This is a genomic window from Kitasatospora sp. NPDC018619 (assembly GCF_044391605.1).
Taxonomy (GTDB): domain Bacteria; phylum Actinomycetota; class Actinomycetes; order Streptomycetales; family Streptomycetaceae; genus Kitasatospora.
The window spans coordinates 48,237-66,791 of the sequence record NZ_JBISAI010000022.1; the positions used below are offsets into that span (position 1 = coordinate 48,237).

Annotated in this window: 17 protein-coding genes; 8 read left to right on the forward strand and 9 right to left on the reverse strand. The window is 75.1% G+C overall.

Annotated features, from left to right (window positions below; all coding sequences use genetic code 11):
- Positions 1-119: 119 nt before the first annotated feature.
- A complete protein-coding gene (locus ACH5AR_RS28415; RefSeq protein WP_396304374.1) occupies positions 120-740 on the reverse strand; it encodes an L-threonylcarbamoyladenylate synthase in 621 nt (206 codons plus the stop codon).
- 95 nt (positions 741-835) lie between these two features.
- Positions 836-1,261: a Fur family transcriptional regulator gene (locus ACH5AR_RS28420; protein ID WP_396304375.1), complete on the reverse strand. Its 426-nt coding sequence runs from the start codon at positions 1,259-1,261 to the stop codon at positions 836-838.
- A 217-nt stretch (positions 1,262-1,478) separates the two neighbouring features.
- Between ACH5AR_RS28420 and katG the strand changes: the two genes are divergently transcribed.
- A complete protein-coding gene (gene katG, locus ACH5AR_RS28425; protein WP_396304376.1) occupies positions 1,479-3,695 on the forward strand; it encodes a catalase/peroxidase HPI in 2,217 nt (738 codons plus the stop codon).
- Between the two features lie 125 nt (positions 3,696-3,820).
- Here katG and ACH5AR_RS28430 read toward each other — a convergent pair whose 3' ends face one another.
- Positions 3,821-4,468: a hypothetical protein gene (locus ACH5AR_RS28430; protein WP_396304377.1), complete on the reverse strand. Its 648-nt coding sequence runs from the start codon at positions 4,466-4,468 to the stop codon at positions 3,821-3,823.
- A gap of 386 nt (positions 4,469-4,854) precedes the next feature.
- Here ACH5AR_RS28430 and ACH5AR_RS28435 point away from each other — a divergent pair, with 386 nt between their 5' ends.
- Both ACH5AR_RS28435 and ACH5AR_RS28440 read left to right on the forward strand, forming a co-directional pair.
- Positions 4,855-6,711, forward strand: coding sequence for an ATP-binding cassette domain-containing protein (locus tag ACH5AR_RS28435; RefSeq protein ID WP_396304378.1), 1,857 nt, complete (start codon positions 4,855-4,857; stop codon positions 6,709-6,711).
- Positions 6,690-6,857 (forward strand): hypothetical protein, encoded by a 168-nt coding sequence (locus ACH5AR_RS28440; RefSeq protein ID WP_396304379.1) that lies wholly within the window; start codon positions 6,690-6,692, stop codon positions 6,855-6,857. The genes ACH5AR_RS28435 and ACH5AR_RS28440 overlap by 22 nt, the downstream gene beginning before the upstream one ends.
- 60 nt (positions 6,858-6,917) lie before the next feature.
- Here the strand turns inward: ACH5AR_RS28440 and ACH5AR_RS28445 are convergent, their stop codons facing one another.
- From ACH5AR_RS28445 to tsaD, 4 genes are all read right to left on the reverse strand, one after another.
- On the reverse strand, positions 6,918-7,925 hold the full coding sequence (locus tag ACH5AR_RS28445) for a JmjC domain-containing protein (RefSeq protein WP_396304380.1): 1,008 nt from the start codon (positions 7,923-7,925) through the stop codon (positions 6,918-6,920).
- Positions 7,926-7,964: 39 nt separating this feature from the next.
- Positions 7,965-9,011 (reverse strand): cytochrome P450, encoded by a 1,047-nt coding sequence (locus tag ACH5AR_RS28450; RefSeq protein WP_396304381.1) that lies wholly within the window; start codon positions 9,009-9,011, stop codon positions 7,965-7,967.
- 563 nt (positions 9,012-9,574) lie between these two features.
- Positions 9,575-9,787 carry a PPC domain-containing protein gene (locus ACH5AR_RS28455; RefSeq protein ID WP_396304424.1) on the reverse strand — a complete coding sequence of 71 codons (213 nt, stop codon included), beginning with the start codon at positions 9,785-9,787 and terminating at the stop codon, positions 9,575-9,577.
- Between the two features lie 9 nt (positions 9,788-9,796).
- On the reverse strand, positions 9,797-10,849 hold the full coding sequence (tsaD, locus tag ACH5AR_RS28460; protein WP_396304382.1) for a tRNA (adenosine(37)-N6)-threonylcarbamoyltransferase complex transferase subunit TsaD: 1,053 nt from the start codon (positions 10,847-10,849) through the stop codon (positions 9,797-9,799).
- Positions 10,850-11,012: 163 nt separating this feature from the next.
- Between tsaD and ACH5AR_RS28465 the strand changes: the two genes are divergently transcribed.
- The gene (locus ACH5AR_RS28465) at positions 11,013-11,615 is read left to right on the forward strand and encodes a superoxide dismutase (protein ID WP_396304383.1); all 603 of its coding nucleotides are present in this window, start codon (positions 11,013-11,015) and stop codon (positions 11,613-11,615) included.
- 241 nt (positions 11,616-11,856) lie between these two features.
- The gene (locus ACH5AR_RS28470; RefSeq protein ID WP_396304384.1) at positions 11,857-12,888 is read left to right on the forward strand and encodes a glycosyltransferase family 2 protein; all 1,032 of its coding nucleotides are present in this window, start codon (positions 11,857-11,859) and stop codon (positions 12,886-12,888) included.
- A gap of 30 nt (positions 12,889-12,918) precedes the next feature.
- Here ACH5AR_RS28470 and ACH5AR_RS28475 read toward each other — a convergent pair whose 3' ends face one another.
- Positions 12,919-14,370 (reverse strand): PLP-dependent aminotransferase family protein, encoded by a 1,452-nt coding sequence (locus ACH5AR_RS28475; protein ID WP_396304385.1) that lies wholly within the window; start codon positions 14,368-14,370, stop codon positions 12,919-12,921.
- Positions 14,371-14,514: 144 nt separating this feature from the next.
- Between ACH5AR_RS28475 and ACH5AR_RS28480 the strand changes: the two genes are divergently transcribed.
- From ACH5AR_RS28480 to ACH5AR_RS28490, 3 genes are all read left to right on the forward strand, one after another.
- Complete coding sequence (locus tag ACH5AR_RS28480; RefSeq protein WP_396304386.1) at positions 14,515-15,750, forward strand: Tm-1-like ATP-binding domain-containing protein; 1,236 nt, start codon at positions 14,515-14,517, stop codon at positions 15,748-15,750.
- Between the two features lie 37 nt (positions 15,751-15,787).
- Positions 15,788-16,612, forward strand: a complete 825-nt coding sequence (locus ACH5AR_RS28485) for a phosphoenolpyruvate hydrolase family protein (RefSeq protein ID WP_396304387.1) — start codon at positions 15,788-15,790, stop codon at positions 16,610-16,612.
- A gap of 92 nt (positions 16,613-16,704) precedes the next feature.
- Entirely contained in the window at positions 16,705-17,514 is an 810-nt protein-coding gene (locus ACH5AR_RS28490) for an aminoglycoside 3'-phosphotransferase (protein WP_396304388.1), read from the forward strand.
- 53 nt (positions 17,515-17,567) lie between these two features.
- Here the strand turns inward: ACH5AR_RS28490 and meaB are convergent, their stop codons facing one another.
- Complete coding sequence (meaB, locus tag ACH5AR_RS28495) at positions 17,568-18,554, reverse strand: methylmalonyl Co-A mutase-associated GTPase MeaB (RefSeq protein ID WP_396304389.1); 987 nt, start codon at positions 18,552-18,554, stop codon at positions 17,568-17,570.
- Position 18,555: the final 1 nt, after the last annotated feature.

Here is an 18,555-nt window from a genome sequence, read left to right on the forward strand (position 1 = left end):
CCCGCCGCACCACCGGGGCGTCCGCTGCGCGGGTCCGCTGTGGACCCGGGTGAGGTTTCGGCGGTCCCGTCCCCAACGGGGGGGGCCGGGGCCCCCCCCCCCGGGGGGCGCCCGGCCCGTCACTCGAAGCGCGCCGGGTCCCCGGCGCCGCGCCGGGTGATCTCGGCCTCGCCGTCGGAGAAGTCGACGACCGTCGTCGGCACCGTGCCGCAGTCGCCCGAGTCCACCACCGCGTCCAGCTGGTGGTCGAGCCGCTCCTTGATCTCCCAGCCCTGGGTCATCGGCTCCTCCTCGCCGGGCAGGAGCAGGGTGCTGGAGACCAGCGGCTCGCCGAGCTCGGCGAGCAGGGCCCGGGTGACGACGTGGTCGGGGATCCTGACGCCGACCGTCTTCTTCTTCGGGTGCAGCAGGCGGCGCGGCACCTCCCTGGTGGCGGGGAGGATGAAGGTGTAGCTGCCCGGCGTCGCGGCCTTGATCGCACGGAAGACGTTGTTGTCGATGTGGACGAACTGGCCCAGCTGGGCGAAGTCCATGCACATCAGCGTGAAGTGGTGGCGCTCGTCGAGGCGCCGGATCGACCGGATGCGGTCGAGGCCCTCGCGGTTCTCCAGGCGGCAGCCCAGCGCGAAGCAGGAGTCGGTCGGGTACGCGATGAGGTCCCCGGCCCGCAGGCCGGTGACCACGGTGCCGATGGTGCGCGGCTGGGGGGACTCTGGGTGGACGTCGAAGTACTTCGCCATTGGCCGACCCTAAGGGATCCCGCCCGCGTCCGGCCGGACCGTCGGCGCGTCGGCCCCGGGGGCGCGCCGGAGCGGCCGAGCCGCCGGTCGGCCGCTCAGCCGGCGGTGCCGCCCGCGCAGGCCGGGCACAGCCCCCGGTAGGTGACCTCCACCTGCGCCACGGCGAACCCGTAGCGCTGCTCGGCCGGCAGGTCGCCCAGCGGATCGCCCTGCGGGTGGACGTCGCGGATGGCGCCGCAGCCGGTGCAGACCAGGTGCTGGTGCGGGCGGTGCGCGTTCGGGTCGTAGCGCTTGGCGCGCCCGTCGGTGGCCACCTCGACGACCTCGCCGAGGGTGACCAGCTCGCCGAGGGTGTTGTAGACCGTCGCCCGGGAGATCTCCGGGAGGCGCTCCGCGGCCCGGGCGTGCACCTCGTCGGCGGTCAGGTGCACGTGGTCGCCGTCCAGGACCTCGGCCACGACACGCCGCTGGGAGGTGAGGCGCCAACCGCGCCCACGCAGCCGCTCCAGCAGGTCACTCATATCGATTCACCTATTCAGGGCAAGGGGAGGACCGGAGTTTACCAATGTCAGCTCCGGTCCCTTCCGATTCCCGACCGGATATGTCTTTGGTGTCTTTCTTGACTTGGATTCCGTCCATCGTAGGATCGGCTCCGGCGCTAGCCTGGACAGCAGCAGCAGTAGGTGCCGTAGGTAGAGCTGAAGACACCGTGATCCGCCTTGTGAGGGAAGGATTCCCATGTCTGACAACCACGATGCAACCGGCGTAGAGGCGAGCGCGGAGGGCTGCCCGGTGAACCACGGGCGAGCGCCGCACCCCACCCAGGGCGGCGGGAACCGCCAGTGGTGGCCCGAGCGGCTCAACCTGAAGATCCTCGCGAAGAACCCCGCCGTGGCCAACCCGCTCGGCGAGGACTTCGACTACGCCGCGGCCTTCAGGACCCTCGACCTCCCGGCCGTCAAGCGCGACATCCAGGAGGCCCTGACCACCTCGCGGGACTGGTGGCCGGCCGACTTCGGCTACTACGGCCCCTTCATCATCCGGATGGCCTGGCACAGCGCCGGCACCTACCGGATCAGCGACGGCCGCGGCGGCGCCGGCGGCGGCCAGCAGCGCTTCGCCCCGCTCAACAGCTGGCCCGACAACGCCAGCCTGGACAAGGCCCGCCGCCTGCTGTGGCCGGTGAAGAAGAAGTACGGGCGCGCGCTGTCCTGGGCGGACCTGATCGTCCTGTCCGGCAACGTGGCCCTGGAGGGCATGGGCTTCCGGACCTTCGGCTTCGGCGGAGGCCGGGTCGACGAGTGGGAGCCGGACGAGGACGTCTACTGGGGCCCCGAGACCACCTGGCTCGGCGACGAGCGCTACACCGGCGACCGCCAGCTGGAGAACCCGCTGGCCGCCGTCCAGATGGGCCTGATCTACGTCAACCCCGAGGGCCCCAACGGCAACCCGGACCCGATCGCCGCCGCCCGCGACATCCGCGAGACCTTCCACCGGATGGCGATGAACGACGAGGAGACCGTCGCGCTGATCGCCGGCGGCCACACCTTCGGCAAGACCCACGGCGCCGGCCCGGCCGACAACGTCGGCCCGGACCCGGAGGACGCCCCGATGGAGCAGCAGGGCCTCGGCTGGAAGAGCAGCTTCCGCACCGGCGTGGGCGCCGACGCGATCACCAGCGGCCTGGAGGTCACCTGGACGCCCACGCCGACCACCTGGGACAACAGCTTCTTCGAGACGCTGTTCGGCTACGAGTGGGAGCTCACCGAGAGCCCGGCCGGCGCGCACCAGTGGAAGCCCAAGGACGGCGCCGGCGAGGGCACCGTCCCGGACGCGCACGACCCGACCAAGCGGCACGCCCCGAGCATGCTCACCACCGACCTGTCGCTGCGCTTCGACCCGATCTACGAGCCGATCTCCCGGCGCTTCCTGGAGAACCCGGAGGAGTTCGCCGACGCGTTCGCCCGCGCCTGGTTCAAGCTGACCCACCGCGACATGGGCCCGGTGGTCCGCTACCTCGGCCCCGAGGTCCCGAGCGAGCAGCTGCTCTGGCAGGACCCGCTGCCGGAGGTCTCCTACCAGCAGATCGGCGCGGCCGACGTCGCCGACCTCAAGCGGCGGATCGCCGCCACCGGCCTGTCGGTGTCCGAGCTGGTCTCCACCGCCTGGGCGGCCGCCTCCTCCTTCCGCGCCAGCGACAAGCGCGGCGGCGCCAACGGCGGCCGGATCCGGCTCCAGCCGCAGATCGGCTGGGAGGTCAACGAGCCCGACCAGCTGGCCTCGGTGCTGCGCACCCTGGAGGGCGTGCAGCAGGAGTTCAACGCCCAGGCCGGCGACACGCAGGTCTCGCTCGCGGACCTCGTGGTGCTGGCCGGCGGCGTCGGCATCGAGCAGGCCGCCAAGGCGGCCGGCCTGGCCGTCGAGGTGCCGTTCGCGCCCGGCCGGGTGGACGCGCCGCAGGAGCTGACCGACACCGAGTCCTTCGCCGCGCTGGAGCCCAAGGCGGACGGCTTCCGCAACTGGGTCGGCAAGGGCGCCCGGCTGCCGGCCGAGTACCTGCTGCTCGACAAGGCCAACCTGCTGGGCGTCAGCGCGCCCGAGCTGACCGTCCTGGTCGGCGGCCTGCGCGTGCTGGGCGCCAACCACGGCCGCTCCCCGCACGGCGTGTTCACCGAGACCCCCGGCGTGCTGACGAACGACTTCTTCGTCAACCTGCTGGACCTGGGCACCAGTTGGAAGGCCACCTCGGAGGACGCGCACACCTTCGAGGGCCGGGACGAGTCGGGCCGGGTGCGCTGGACCGGCACCCGCGCCGACCTGGTGTTCGGCTCGAACGCCGAACTGCGCGCCGTCGCCGAGGTGTACGCGGCCGACGACGCCAAGGAGAAGTTCGTCGAGGACTTCGTCGCGGCCTGGGTCAAGGTCATGAACGCGGACCGCTTCGACCTGGCGTGATCGGCGGCGGCTGACGGCGCCGACGGCTGACGGGCGTTCGACGGCGGGAGCCCGGGGCACCGACCCCGGGCTCCCGCCGTCGCGTTCGGGCCGGCCGAGGGGCCTCCGGGCGGGCCCGGCGGGACTCACCCGGCCCGCCCGGCCTCCTCGTCCGACAGCTGCCCCTCGTCCGACGGCTGCCCCTCGTCCGACGGCCGTTCCTCGTCCGACGGCCGTTCCTCGTCCGACGGCCGTTCCTCGTCCGACGGCCGTTCCTCGTCCGACGGCCGTTCCTCGGCCGACGGCCGTTCCTCGGCCCGCTGCTCGGCCGCCCGCACCTGCTCCGCGAACACGCGCGCGTCGATCCGCTCCACCGCGGCCCCGTGCCGGGCCGCCAACTCGTCGACCGGGCCGGGAGCGGACTCCCTGATCTCCAGGGCGAGCAGCGCGCCGCCGTCCGGCACCCGGGGCGAGAGCAGGATCAGCCCGGCGCCGCCCTCGCTCGCCTGGTGCTCCTCGGCCGCGTTGCCGAGCGCCGCGCCCGCCGCGAAGCCCAGCAGCACCCCGACCGGCCCGCCGAGCAGCCCGATCAGGCCGCCCAGCACGCTCGACCCCACGGTGGCCAGCCCCGCGCCCCGGGTGAAGGTGTCCGCGACCTCCAGCAGCCCGTCGGCGCTGCGCTCCATCGCCGCCACCATCCGCAGGCCCGGCAGGTGCTGCGCCTCGTCGAAGGCCGGGCGCCAGGCCCCGGCGTCGGGGAAGGTCAGCAGGACGACGTTGGACTGCTCGCTCATCGCGCTCCGATCGGGCCGGGGCCGGCGGTGGCCGGGCTTCCATCCTCACCCGGGGCGCCGGCCGCTGCCAGCGGGGCGGCTCCGCGGGGCCCGCGCCCGGGGGCGGTCCCGGCACCGCGCGTGCCTCGGACACCGGGGATCCCTCCGGTACCCGACCGCCACCAACTCGCCGCCACCGACACGGAATTGACCGGATCGAGTGAGACCGGCCGGGACACGCCGGACGCCCCCGCGGCCCGCTGCCAGGATCGGGGTCCGCACCGCAGGACCACCCCTCGCAGCGCGCCCCCGGCGCCGCTGCCGACCCACCGCGCCCACCCGGCGGTGAGGGCTGCCCGCGGGCGGACCCGCCGCGACCGCCGGCCGCCGTACCAGGGAGGAACACCGTGTCCCAGCAGGTCGCGAAATCCGGGAAACCCCAGGTCGGGACGGACGGGGGCGAACACCGGGGCGCCCGGCACGACGGCGCCCGGGGCCCCGGCGCCGAACACGACGAGGAGCTGCGGCTGCGCTTCCCCGGCGACCGCCGCGAACAGGCCGCCGCCTCGATGTCCGCGAGTGCCATGCTGCGCCGCCTGCCGCACCTGGTGCGCCGGGCGACGACGCTGGCCTGGGCGGCCGACCGCACCTCCACCGTGCTGCTGCTGGTCTGCCAGGCGCTGGCCGGCGTGTTCGGGGCGCTCGCGCTGTACGCCACCACCGGCACCCTCGGTGCGCTGCTGGTGGCCGGCCCGGTCACCGAGCACCTGCGCACCGCCGCCCCCTCGCTGCTGCTGCTCACCGTCTCGGCCGCCCTGCGGGCCGTCCTGGGCATCACCGTGGTCGGCCTGTCCGGGCGGGTCTCGCCGCGGATCACCCGGGAGGCGGAGCTGGCGCTGATCGCGGCCGGCTGCGCCGCCGAGCTGAAGGCGTACGACGAGCCCGCCTACAACGAGCAGTGGGAGGCCGCCGACCGGGGCGCCTCGACCACGCCCGACCTGCTCTCCAACGCCCAGGACGTGATCGCCTCCACGGTCTCGCTGGCCGCCGCCGCGGGCGTCCTGGCCACCCTCCACCCCTGGCTGGTGCCGCTGCTGCTGCTCGGCTCGGTGCCGACCGGGGTGGGCGCCGTCCGCACCGCCCGGATCCACTACCTGGCGGCGGTGACCACCAACGAGGACCGCGGTGCGCTGCGCGTCTACCGGTGGTTCCTGATCGACAAGGCCCGCGCCGACCAGGTCCGTTCGGACCAGGTCACGCCCTTCCTGATGGCCAAGTACCGGCACGCCGAGCAGAAGATCGTCGCGGCCACCGACCGGGCGACCGGGCAGGCCGCCCGGGTGTCGCTGCTGGCCGCGCTCGGCACCGGCGCGGGCAGCGCGCTGGTCTGGGGCACCCTGCTCTACCTGGTGGCCGCCGGGCGCATCGACCTGGCCGCCGCCGGCACCGCCACCTTCGCGCTGCGCACCGCCGCCACCGGCCTGCACGGCCTGGTCGGCAACGGCGCCCGGCTGTACCGGATGGGCCTGTACCTGGACGACTACTTCACCTTCCTGGACGAGGCCGGCGGCCACCGCGTCCGGCGCGGCGAGCGGGTGCCCGCCGCGCCGCGGTCGGTGGAGGTGACGGACCTGGTCCACCGCTACCCGGGCGAGCAGCAGGAGCCGGCCCTGCGCGGGGTCAGCATGACCCTGCGGGCCGGCGAGGTGGTCGCCGTCATCGGGCAGAACGGCAGCGGCAAGTCGACCCTGCTGAAGCTGCTGTCCGGCCTGTACCTGCCGCAGTCCGGCCGGATCACCTGGGACGGCGTGCCGGTCGAGGAGCTGGACGCGGACGCCATGTGGGCGAGGGTCGCCCGGGTGCCGCAGGAGTTCGCCCGCTGGCCGCTGGGCGCCGCCGAGAACGTCCACCTGGGGCACCTCACCGAGCGGGTGGCGGAGGACGTCGAGCACGCGGCGGCGCTCACCGGCTTCGACGAGGTGGTCGCCCGGCTGCGCTCCGGCTGGCGCACCCTGCTGGCCCAGGGCTGGTGGGGCGGCGCCGAGTTGTCCGGCGGCGGCTGGCAGCGCGCGGCGGTGGCCCGGGCGCTGTACCGCACCCTGCGCAGCCCCGGCCTGCTGATCCTGGACGAGCCGACCTCCGACCTCGACCCGCGCGCCGAGCACCGCATCCTGCACGCCCTGCGCGACCTCGCCCCGGGAGGATCACCCTGCTGGTCACCCACAACATCGCCAACGCGGCGGTGGCGGACCGGGTGCTGGTGATGGACCGGGGGCGGATCGTCCAGTCCGGCACCTGGGCCGAGCTGGCCGCCCGCCCGGACGGGCTGTTCCGCGAACTGCTGGACCTCCAGCGGGACCGCGCGGTCCCGGGCCAGCGGACGGGGGAGGCGGAGCCGGCGGTCGGCTGAGCCGTACCGCCGTCCTCCCGTCCCGCTGTCAGCCCGTTCTCCCGTCCGGCTGTCCGCCCGTCAGGCCCGGCCGCGGGCCGCCGCGCGCAGCCTGTGCCAGGGACGGCCGAGGACGGGTGCGCCCGGCCCCCGGGGGCCGGGCGGCCAGGCCAGGGCCGCCTGCGCGAGGCTCTCCGCCGGACCGTCGGCGGGTCCCTCCGCGCGGGCGGCCCGCCGGGCGGCGCGCAGCAGTTCCTCCGGCTCCAGCGCGGCGAGCCTCGCCCGGGCGTGGTCGAGCAGGGCGGCGCAGGCCTCGGCGACGGCGGCGTCGCCGAGCGGGCGGGCCGGGAGGCCGAGGCCCTCGGTCGCCTGCGCGGCCAGGGCGGTGGCCAGGTCCCGGACGGAGAGGTCGCGGACGGTCAGCGACAGGTGGGCGGACAGGCCGCCGGCGCCGACCGCCCGGTGGGCGAAGCCGCGCGGCACGTAGAGCACGTCGCCCGGTTCGAGGACGCCGTGCAGGCGCAGCGGGGAGCGCTCGCCGTCCGGGAGTTCGCCGAGCCGCCAGTCGGCCGTCGCCGGGGCGTCGTGGACGTACCAGGTCTTGCGCCCGGCGGCCTGGAGGACGAACACGTCGGCGTCGTCCCGGTGCACCGCGAGGCCCTGGCCGCCGGCCGGGGTGACGAAGAAGAAGGACTCCACCCGCCGGTCCAGCTCCGCGGAGAGCCGGGCCGCCAACGCGCCGGTCGGCGGGTGCCACTGGTCGACGCGGCGCAGCAGCAGGGTGGCCCCGCGGCGCAGCAGGGCGAGGACCTTCGCCCGGTCGGCGAAGCCGTGGTGGGTGACGCCGTTGACCACGCGGGCGGCGGTGTAGTCCTCGGGCGGGATGGTCACCTTGTCGGAGCGGACCATCTCCAGGTAGGGCGTGCGCAGCAGCCCGGTGTCGAAGGCGGCGTCCAGTTCGTCGAGGCCGAACGGCGCGGCGGCGGCCCGTCGGTCGTTCCGCGGGAAGAGTGCGGGTTCGCGCTGCCACCGGTGGGCGGCGAAGGCGTCGACGTCGCCGACCCAGTCGGCCAGTGCGGGCGGTTCCATGGTGTGTCCCGGGGGTCAGGGGGCCGGGGCACCGGGCCGTCAGACGCCGACCCGTGCCTCGAAGCGGACGGCGAGCAGGGAGCGCAGCGGCACCTCGGCCTCCGGCCGGGGGGTGCGGACGCTGATCCGGTTCTCCAGGGCGGTGGCCAGCAGTCGTTCGGCCAGCGGCACCACCAGGTGCTTGGCCCAGCAGCGGGCGCCCTCGAAGCCGAAGGGCATGAACGCGGGCGCCTTCTCCGGGTCGGCGACGCCCTCCCACCGCTCCGGCCGGAACTCCGACGGGTCGGACCAGTAGTCGGCGTGCCGGTGCATCAGCAGCGGGAGGAGCGCGATGTCGTCCCCCGGGCGGATCTCGGGGTGCAGCCCGGTGTACGCCTCGCCGCCGTTGCGGTACAGCATCCAGGCGGGCGGCAGCAGGCGCAGGGCCTCCCAGAGGACGGTGGTGAGGTCGGTGCGGTGCGCTGCCCGGCGCCGCTGCGGGCCCATGAGCCACAGGGCGTTGCCGGTGAGGGCGGCGACGCCGTCGCACAGGGTGGCGGTGGCCCGGCGGTACATCGCGACGGCCTGCCTGCGCTCCAGCGGGTCGTCGGCGTCGCGGATCAGTCCGGCCAGGGCGGTCGAGCCGCCCCGGCCGCCCCGGCCGGGCCAGCGCGTGACGGCGCGGTCGACGAGCAGGGAGAGGGCGTCGGAGCGGGAGACGCCGCGCTTCGACAGCAGGGAGACCGGCAGCGGGTCGGCGGAGAAGAGCCAGCGGCGCAGGTGGGAGGTGCCCGCGTAGGGCCAGGTGCCGGACATGCCGCGGGCCGGGGGCGGCGGTGTGCGGATGCCCGCCAGGGCGTCCTGCCCCAGCGCCCGGATCGTCCGGGTCGCGCTGTCATGGGGGATGTCGGCGCCGCCGGCGGGTTTGTAGACCGAGCGCTCGGTGGAATGGACGGGGCGTGCCGCGACGATTTCGGCGAGCAGTCCGCAGTCCGATACGCCGACCTTGCCCGGGTCGATCCGGAATACCTTCTCGTCCCTGTCCAGCAGCTCCTGAATCCGCGGGGCGAATGCGAGGGAACGGCTGGGCGCGGTGGTCGTCGCCATTTCTTCCACGGGAATCGGGCCTCCAATTCGCGGTGTCCGGGACGGGCGGTGGCAGGGGGCGGGGGAGCGGGCAGTGGAAGTGTGGAACGGCGCCGGCGGGGGCGCGGCCGACCCGTGCCCCCGCCGGTGGAAGAGCACGTCAGATGACGTGCGGGACCCACGAGTAGTTCGCCAGGTCCTGTTCCTTCTTGAACTTCCTGACCATCGCCTTGATCATCCTCATGACCGCTCTCCGTTCCGGGGATCGTGGCCGCGGCGAAGCCGTCGCGGCCGAGCCATCAGTGCTATTCGGCATTCCGGCGCCAGAAGCCGAATGGGTCCAGCTGTCTCGGACCTTAACCGAAAGTTCGAAGGCCGGACACCCCTCCGGCAGAGAATTATGCAATCCGTACGCCTTGTTGACGGCTATTCGATGGTCGAATCGTTATAACCCGTGGAAATGCGGGCTGGGTGCGGCCGGGCGGACCGGAACGCGAAAGGGCCCCGCGAAGCCGCGGGGCCCTGCTGCGCCTGCCGTGGCGGACGACGGTGCGTGCGCCCGGCCGTGCGTACGGCGCGGTGGGTCAGTTGTAGCTGGTGGTGACGGTCACGCCGGCGAAGTCCTGCCGGCCGTGGAGGCTGAAGTAGACCCAGCCGGCCGGAGGGTCGGCGACGGTGAGGGCCTCGCCGTTGCCGCCGCTGGTGGACTTGGCCTGGTACGAGCCGGTGGTGGCCCAGGCGCCGCCGTTGTAGTAGAGGTCGGCGTCGCCGGTGCCGCCGCTGGTGGTGACGGTCAGGCCGCGGGCTCAGGCCCGGACGAGCGCCCGCGGCGTGAGCGCGGCGGACTCCAGCGGCGCCGACGGGTCCACCGAGAGGTCCGCCGGTGCCGGCCGCGCGCCCGCACGGACCAGCAGGTCCCCGACCGCCGCCACCATCGCGCCGTTGTCCGTGCACAGCCGCAGCGGCGGCACCCGCAGCGCGATCCCGGCCGCCGCGCACCGCTGCTCGGCCAGCGCCCGCACCCGGGAGTTGGCCGCGACCCCGCCGACCACCACCAGGGTGCCGATCCCGTGGTCCGTGCAGGCCCGTACCGCCTTGCGGGTCAGCACGTCCGCGATCGCCTCCTGCAGCGCGGCGGCGGCGTCCGGCACGTTCGGCTCGCTGCGGGACTCGACCCAGCGGGCCGCGGCGGTCTTCAACCCGGAGAAGGAGAAGGCGTACGGGTCGTCCCGCGGCCCGGTCAGCGGGCGCGGCAGCCGGACGGCCGCCGGGTCGCCGGCGCGCGCGGCGCGGTCGATCGCCGGGCCGCCGGGGTAGGGCAGGCCCAGGATCCGGGCGACCTTGTCGAAGCACTCGCCGGCCGCGTCGTCCAGGGTGTCGCCGAGGTGGACGATCGGGTCCCGGGCGAGGTCGCGCACCAGCAGCAGCGAGGTGTGGCCGCCGGAGACGATCAGCACCACGCAGGGGTCGGGCAGCGCCCCGCCGTCCAGGGTGGCCGCGGCGACGTGCCCGGCGAGGTGGTGCACGCCGTACAGCGGGACGCCCAGCGAGAAGGCGTACGCCTTGGCGGCGGCCACGCCCACCTGGAGCGCCCCGGCCAGGCCCGGGCCGGTGGTCACCGCGACCGCGCCGACATCCGCCAGGGTGAGCCCGGCGCGGTCCAGCGCCTCCCCGACCACCGGCGCCATCGCGTGCACGTGCGCCCGGGCCGCGATCTCGGGCACCACCCCGCCGTAGCGGGCGTGCTCGTCCATCGAGGAGGCCACCGCCTGCCCGAGCAGCACGCCGTCGCGCACCAGGCCCGCGCCGGTCTCGTCGCAGGAGGACTCGATGCCCAGCACCACCGGCGACCGCGTCATAGTCACTCACCCTTGTCGGTCATTACATGGAACGGTCACCATTGTGCCCGACGAGGCGTGAGGAATAAGCAGGAGCCCATGCTTCGTTCTTGCAAGCCTTACGCAATAGTGTTGTCCCGGCACGATCACCACCGTTCAACCAGCCGAAAGGGGCCGTGTCCTGATGGGCACCTACACGCTTCCCGACCTGCCGTACGACTACTCCGCGCTGGAGCGGGCGATGTCGGCCGAGATCCTGGAGCTGCACCACTCCAAGCACCACGCGGCGTACGTCAAGGGCGCCAACGACACCCTGGAGCAGCTGGCCGAGGCCCGCGACAAGGAGCAGTTCGGCGGCCTGGTCGGCCTTCAGAAGACCTTCGCCTTCCACCTGTCCGGCCACGTGCTGCACTCGCTCTTCTGGCAGAACCTCTCTCCCGAGGGCGGCGACCGCCCCGAGGGCGAGCTGGCCGACGCCATCACCGAGCACTTCGGCAGCTTCGAGGCCTTCAAGAAGCAGCTCACCAACGCCACCACCGGCGTGCAGGGCTCCGGCTGGGGCATCCTGTCCTGGGAGCCGCTCGGCAAGCGCCTGATCGTCGAGCAGGTCTACGACCACCACGGCAACGTCGGCCAGGGCACCACCCCGCTGCTCGCGTTCGACGCCTGGGAGCACGCCTACTACCTCCAGTACCGCAACGTCCGCCCGGACTACGTCACCCGCCTGTGGGACGTCGTCAACTGGCAGGACGTCTCGGACCGCTTCGCGGCCGTCAAGAGCGCCTGACCCGCACCGGGTGACGCGCGGCCCCGGACCGCTCGGGCGGTCCGGGGCCTCTCCCTTGCGCCCCAAGGCCTCTGTGGCGCGGGCCGGTTGGCGCCGGACACGGCCGGTGCACCGATCAGCCGGCTCGATTCAACCCGGCGTTCGCCCACGGGCCGCGCACGGTCCGTATGCTCGGGCCACTGCCGGTGACCGGCGGTCGTCGCCCGCCCGGCCCGGCCGCTCCAGTGCGAAAGGCCGTGCGATGGCCCCGCGTCTCTCCCTCGTCGTCCCGATCTACAACGTCGAGCGCTACCTGCGGGAGTGCCTGGACTCGATCGCGGCGCAGACCTTCGGGGACTTCGAGTGCGTCATGGTCGACGACGGCTCGACCGACGGCGGCCCGGCCATTGCCGAGGAGTACGCCGCCCGGGACGCGCGCTTCCGGCTGGTCCGCCAGGACAACCAGGGCCTCGGCGCCGCCCGCAACACCGGCTGGCGCCACCTCACCCCCGGCACCGAGTACCTCGCCTTCGTCGACAGCGACGACACCCTCCCGCCGCACGCCTACCAGCTGATGACCGACACCCTGGACGGGACGGGCTCCGACTTCGCCGCCGGCAACGCCCTGCGGCTGCGCACCACCGGCCTCACCCCCTCCCACGGCCACCGCCGACCGTTCCGCGAGACCCGGCTGCGCACCCACGTCAGCGAACTGCCCGCGCTGGTCACCGACCGCACCGCCTGGAACAAGGTCTACCGCCGCTCCTTCTTCGACGGCGCCGGCCTGCTCTACCCCGAGGGCATCCTGTACGAGGACGCGCCGGTCAGCGTGCCCCACCACTTCCTCGCCGAACGGGTCGACGTGCTCGCCGACCCGGTCTACCACTGGCGGGTGCGCGAGGACGGCGACCTGTCCATCACCCAGAAGAAGACCGACCCCCGCGGCCTGGTCGACCGGGTCCGTTCGATGGAACTCGTCCGCGCGTGGCTGCTCGCCCGCCCCGAGCCCGTCTTCGCCGAGCACCTGCGCGCCTACGACCGCAACTGCCTGGTCGAGGAGATCCCGATGTTCTTCTGGACCGTCCCGGACGGCGACCGCGCCTACCGCGCCGCCTACCAGCAGCACGTCACCCGCCTCCTGCGGGCCATCGGCCCCGAGGCCCAGGCCGGCCTCAGCCCCCAGCTGCGCCTCAAGTACCGCCTCACCCAGGCCGACGCCATGCCCGCCTTCGTCGCCGTCCAGCGCGCCCACCGCCTCGCCCGCCGCACCCGCCAGGCCGTCCGCAAGGGCTGAGCCGGCGGTGTCGGGCCCGGCGGGCCGCGCTCAGCGGACGGGACCGGCGCGCTCGGCGCTGCGCAGCAGCACGGGCAGGGCGGCGGCCAGCCGGTCGTGCCGGTCGGCGAACGGCAGCCGCAGATGGCTGCGGAACCCGTCGACGGCCGAGAAGGCGGGCCCGGGCACCACCAGGACCCCGGCCCGGCGGGCCAGTTGGGCGGTGGCCCCGGCATCCGTGTCCGGGAGCTCCACCCAGAGCGCCGAACCGCCGGCCGGCCGCTCCCAACGCCAGTGCGGCGCCCGCGCGGTGAGCAGCCGCTCGGCCGCGTCCAGGCGCTCGCGCAGCTGAGCGCGGCGCTCGGCCCGGGCCTGCGGCAGCGACTCCAGCAGCCGCACCGCGAGCAGCTGCTCCACCACGGGGCAGGACAGGTCGACGGACTTGCGCAGCGCGGCCAGGCGGTGGATGACCGGGCCGGAGGCGCGGATCCAGCCCAGTCGCAGCCCGCCCCAGTAGAGCTTGGAGAGGGTGCCGATGGTCGCCGCCCGGTCGTCCGGCAGCTGCGCGGCGAGCGGGGCCGGCGCACCGTCCCCGGCCAGGGACAGCTCCGCGTACGCGTCGTCCTCGACGGTGTACAGCCCCCGCTGCGCCAGGACGGCGGCCCAGGCCCGCCGGGTGTGCGCGCTCATGGCGCGTCCGGTCGGGTTGTGCACGGCCGGCTGGAGGTACACCAGGCGCGGACGGAGCCGGCCGGTCAGCCGGGCCAGGGCGGCGGGCCCCGGGCCGTGCGCGCCGGCGGTGCCGTCGGCCGCGCCGCCGACCGGGCCGTACGCGGGCAGCGGGAGCAGCCGTGCCCCCCGGGCGCGCAGCGCCTCCAGGGCGCCCCGGTAGGTCGGGTCCTCGACGACGACGGTGTCGCCCGGCTCGACCAGCCCCTGGGTGACCAGCCAGAGCGCCTGCTGGGAGCCGGCCGTGACGAGGATCTGCTCCGGGGCGGTCGGCAGCCCGGCCGCGCGGTACTGCTCGGCCAGCAGCTCGCGCAGCCGCGGCAGCCCGTACGGCAGGTAGCCGTCACCGGACAGCGCCGCGGCCAGCTCCCGGCCGGACAGCGAGTCGAAGGCCTCCGCCACCGCCGGCAGCCCCTCCAGCGCCCCGCTGGAGAGGTCGAGCAGGCCGTCCCGGGTGCCGAAACTGGCGAGCCGCCCCTCGCCGACGGGCTCGCCGACCGGCCCCGAGGCGCGCAGCCGCGAGCCGCTGCCCCGCAGGCTCTCCAACCGCCCCTCCGCCTCCAGCAGCCCGTACGCGGAGGTGACGGTGGAGCGGCTGACCCCGAGCGCCGAGGCCAGCGCCCGCTGGGAGGGCAGCGCGCTGCCCGGGGCCACGTCGCCGCGCTCGGCCAGCTCGCGCAGCGCGTCCGCCAGCAGCCGCGGCAGCGCCCCCGGCCCGTCCGCGGCCCAGCCGGTGAGCAGCCGGGACAGTCGGGTGGCGGGAATCCGGTCCATGCCGTCCATGATGCCCCGGCGGCCCGGGCGCACCTCCGGCCGGGAGGCCTCGCCTGCGGCAGGCCACTTGCCCGCAAGTGGTCTTTGCCGCCGCCCCGGCCCCGCCGGATGATCGGGGCATCGTCCGTTCGAAGGAGCAGGGACATGGCGACCGTCGTGCTGGTCGGGACACTGGACACCAAGGGAGCGGAGTACGCCTGGCTCGCCGAGCGGCTGCGGGCGGACGGCTGCGAGGTGCTCGTGGTCGACGCCGGGGTGCTGCCGCCGCCGCCCGGCACGCCCCGCGCCGACCACGGCCCGGAGGAGGTCGCCCGCGCCGCCGGGCACGACCTGGCGGCGCTGCGCGCTGCGGGGGACCGCGGCGCGGCGGTGACGGCGATGTCCCTGGGCGCCGAGCGGCTGGTCGGCGAGCTGCACCGGGCGGGGCGGCTGCACGCCGTCCTGGCGGTGGCCGGCAGCGGCGGGTCGTCCATCGCGGCCCGCGCGATGCAGGCGCTGCCGGTCGGCGTGCCGAAGCTGCTGGTGTCCACCATGGCGGGCGGGGACGTCGCGCCGTACGTGGGCAGCAGCGACGTCACCCTGATGTACAGCGTGGTGGACGTCGCGGGCATCAACTCGGTCTCCTCCCTGATCCTCGGCAACGCGGCGGCGGCCGCCGCGGGCATGGCCCTGCGGTACGAGCGGGTGCTCGCCGCCCCGCGCCCGCCGGGCCGCCCGCTGGTCGGCGCCAGCATGTTCGGCGTGACCACGCCCGCGGTCGACGCCGCCCGCGCGCGGCTGGAGGAACTCGGCTATGAGGTCCTGGTGTTCCACGCCACCGGAGCCGGCGGCCGGGCGCTGGAGAAGCTGGCCGCGGGCGGCTTCCTGGCCGGCGTCCTGGACCTGACCACCACCGAACTCGCCGACGAGCTGGTCGGCGGGGTGCTCAGCGCCGGGCCCGGCCGGCTGACCGCGGCCGGGCGGGCCGGCCTCCCGCAGGTGGTCGCGCCCGGCGCGCTGGACATGGTCAACTTCGGCCCCCGGGAGACCGTCCCGGAGCGCTTCGCCGGGCGGCTGCTGCTGGTCCACAACCCCACCGTGACCCTGATGCGCACCACCGCGGAGGAGATGGCCGCCGTCGGCGCCGACCTCGGCCGGAAGCTGACCGCGGCGCGCGGCCCGGTGGCGGTGCTCTGGCCGCTCGGCGGGGTGTCCGCCGTGGACGCGCCGGGCGGGCCCTTCCACGACCCGGCCGCGGACCGGGCCGGCCTCGCGGCGCTGCGCTCGGCGCTGGCGGGCGGCCCGGTCGAGCTGCGCGAGCTGGACGCCCACCTGAACGACCCGGCCTTCGCCGTCGCGGCCGCCGACCGGCTGCACCAGCTGATCACCACGCAGGCCTGACCCGTCCCCACCACCCCACCGAACGAGGAGTGCACCCGTGAACCGCACCGAAGCCCTGGCCCGCCTGACCGCGCAGATCGCCGCCGGAAAGCCGGTCATCGGCGCCGGCGCCGGCACCGGCCTGTCCGCCAAGTGCGCGGAGGCCGGCGGCGTCGACCTGCTGATCATCTACAACTCGGGCCGCTACCGGATGGCCGGCCGGGGCTCGCTCGCGGGCCTGATGCCGTACGGCGACGCCAACGCCATCGTGCTGGAGATGGCGGGGGAGGTGCTGCCGGTGGTCCGCGAGGTGCCGGTGCTCGCCGGGGTGTGCGGCACCGACCCGTTCCGGATCATGGGCAACTTCCTGGACCAGCTGAAGGCCGTCGGCTTCACCGGGGTGCAGAACTTCCCCACGGTGGGACTGGTCGACGGCACCTTCCGGGCCAACCTGGAGGAGACCGGCATGGGCTTCGGGCTGGAGGTCGACATGATCCGCCAGGCCCACGAGCGCGAACTGCTCACCGCCCCCTACGTGTTCGACCCGGAGCAGGCCGCCGACATGGCGCGGGCCGGCGCGGACGTGCTCGTCCCGCACGTCGGGCTCACCACCAAGGGCTCCATCGGCGCGGCCACCGCGCTCACCCTCGACCAGGCGGCGGCGGCCGTGCAGGAGATGCACGACGCCGCGAAGCGGGTCAATCCTGAGGTCATCGTGCTCTGCCACGGCGGCCCGATCGCCGAGCCCGAGGACGCCCGCTACGTGCTGGAGCACACCACGGGGATCGCCGGGTTCTTCGGCGCCTCCTCGATGGAGCGGCTGCCCACCGAACGCGCCATCACGGAGCAGGCCCGCGCGTTCAAGTCCCTCCCGCTGGGCTGAGCACGCGCGGCCTCTGGTGCCGGGGCGGCGGTCCCGCCGCCGCCCCGCGGAAACGGCCGGCCGGCGCCGCCCGTCCCGGCGAGAATGGACGGATGATCGCCGCCGCGCCCCAGGGCCCCGTCCAGCCGCCGCCCGTCGTCACCGAGCTCGCGGCCGGGCGGCCGGTCCGGGCCGTCTGGGAGAACGAGCTCGGCGGAGTGACCTTCCAGCTCGGCCTCGGCGACACCCGGCAGTTCGTGAAGTGGACGCCCGCCGGCCGCGGCAGCGGGACCGACCTCGCCGCCGAGGCCGTACGGCTGCGCTGGGCGGCGCGGTTCGCCGTGGTGCCGCCGGTCGTCGGCGAGGGCGCCGACGAGACGGGCTCCTGGCTCCTCACCCAGGGCCTGCCCGGCCGGTCCGCGGTGGACGGGCACTGGAAGCGCGACCCGGCGACCGCCGTCCGCGCCATCGGCTCCGGCCTGCGGGCGCTGCACGACGCGCTGCCCGTCGCGGACTGCCCCTTTCACTGGTCCGCCGAGACGCGCCTGGCGAACGCGCGCTCCCGAGCGGAGGCCGGCCGCACCGACCCGGCCGACTGGCCGGAGGAGCTGCGGCACCACGGCACCGTCGAACGGGCCCTGGGCACGCTCGCCGACATCCCACCCGTCGACCGCCTCGTCGTCTGCCACGGCGACGCCTGCGCCCCCAACACCCTGATCGGCGACGACGGCACCTCCACCGGCCACGTCGACCTCGGCGCCCTCGGCCTCGCCGACCGCTGGGCCGACCTCGCCATCGCCACCTGGAGCACCCGGTGGAACTACGGCCCCGGCTGGGAGACCCCCCTGCTCGACGCCTACGGCATCGCCCCTGACCCGGAACGGACCGCGTACTATCGGCTGCTCTGGGAGCTCACGGACTGAGCCCCGCCCGCCGGGGCGCAGCCGCTCCCGGCGCTCGGTCTCCGCGTGCCGGGTCAGCCGAAGAAGGCGTCCAGGATCTGCTGGGCGGCCAATCCGGCCGGGAGGGTGCCGGCGCGGACCTCGGCCTCCAACCCGGGGGCCAGGCGCCGCACGTCCGGGTTCTCGTGGAGGCGGGCGAAGAGCTGGTCGTGGACCATGGACCAGGTCCACTCCACCTGCTGATCCCGCCGCTTGGCGGCCAGCGCGCCGGTCGCGTCCAGCACCTTGCGGTGCTGCTGCAGCCGCTCCCACAGCGCGTCGAGGCCCGCGCCGTCGAGCCCGCTGCAGGTGAGCACCGGCGGCGTCCAGGCCGCGTCCGGGGGCTGCAACAGCCGCAGGGCGCCCGCGAGTTCACGGGCCGCGGCCTTCGCGTCGCGCTCGTGCGGGCCGTCCGCCTTGTTGACGGCGATGACGTCCGCGAGCTCCAGCACGCCCTTCTTGATGCCCTGGAGCTGGTCGCCGGTGCGGGCGAGCGACAGCAGCAGGAAGGTGTCGACCATCCCCGCCACGGCCGTCTCCGACTGGCCGACGCCGACCGTCTCGATCAGCACGACGTCGTAGCCCGCGGCCTCCATCACCACCATCGACTCGCGGGTGGCCTTGGCCACGCCGCCCAGCGTCCCCGAGGTGGGGGAGGGGCGGACGAAGGCGTTCGCATCGACGGCGAGGCGCTCCATCCGGGTCTTGTCGCCCAGGATGGAGCCGCCCGTCCGGCTGGAGGTCGGGTCGACGGCGAGCACCGCGACCCGGTGCCCCCGGCCCGTCAGCATCGTCCCGAAGGAGTCGATGAAGGTCGACTTGCCGACTCCGGGCACCCCCGTGATGCCCACCCGCACCGCCCCGCCCGCGTGCGGCAGCAGCCGCTGGAGCAGCTGCTGGGCGAGCGCGCGGTGGTCGGGCCGGGAGGACTCGACGAGGGTGACGGCGCGCGCGATCCAGGCGCGCGAGCCGTCCAGCACGCCCGTCACGTAGCTGTCGAGGTCGATCGTCCGCGGAGGCATG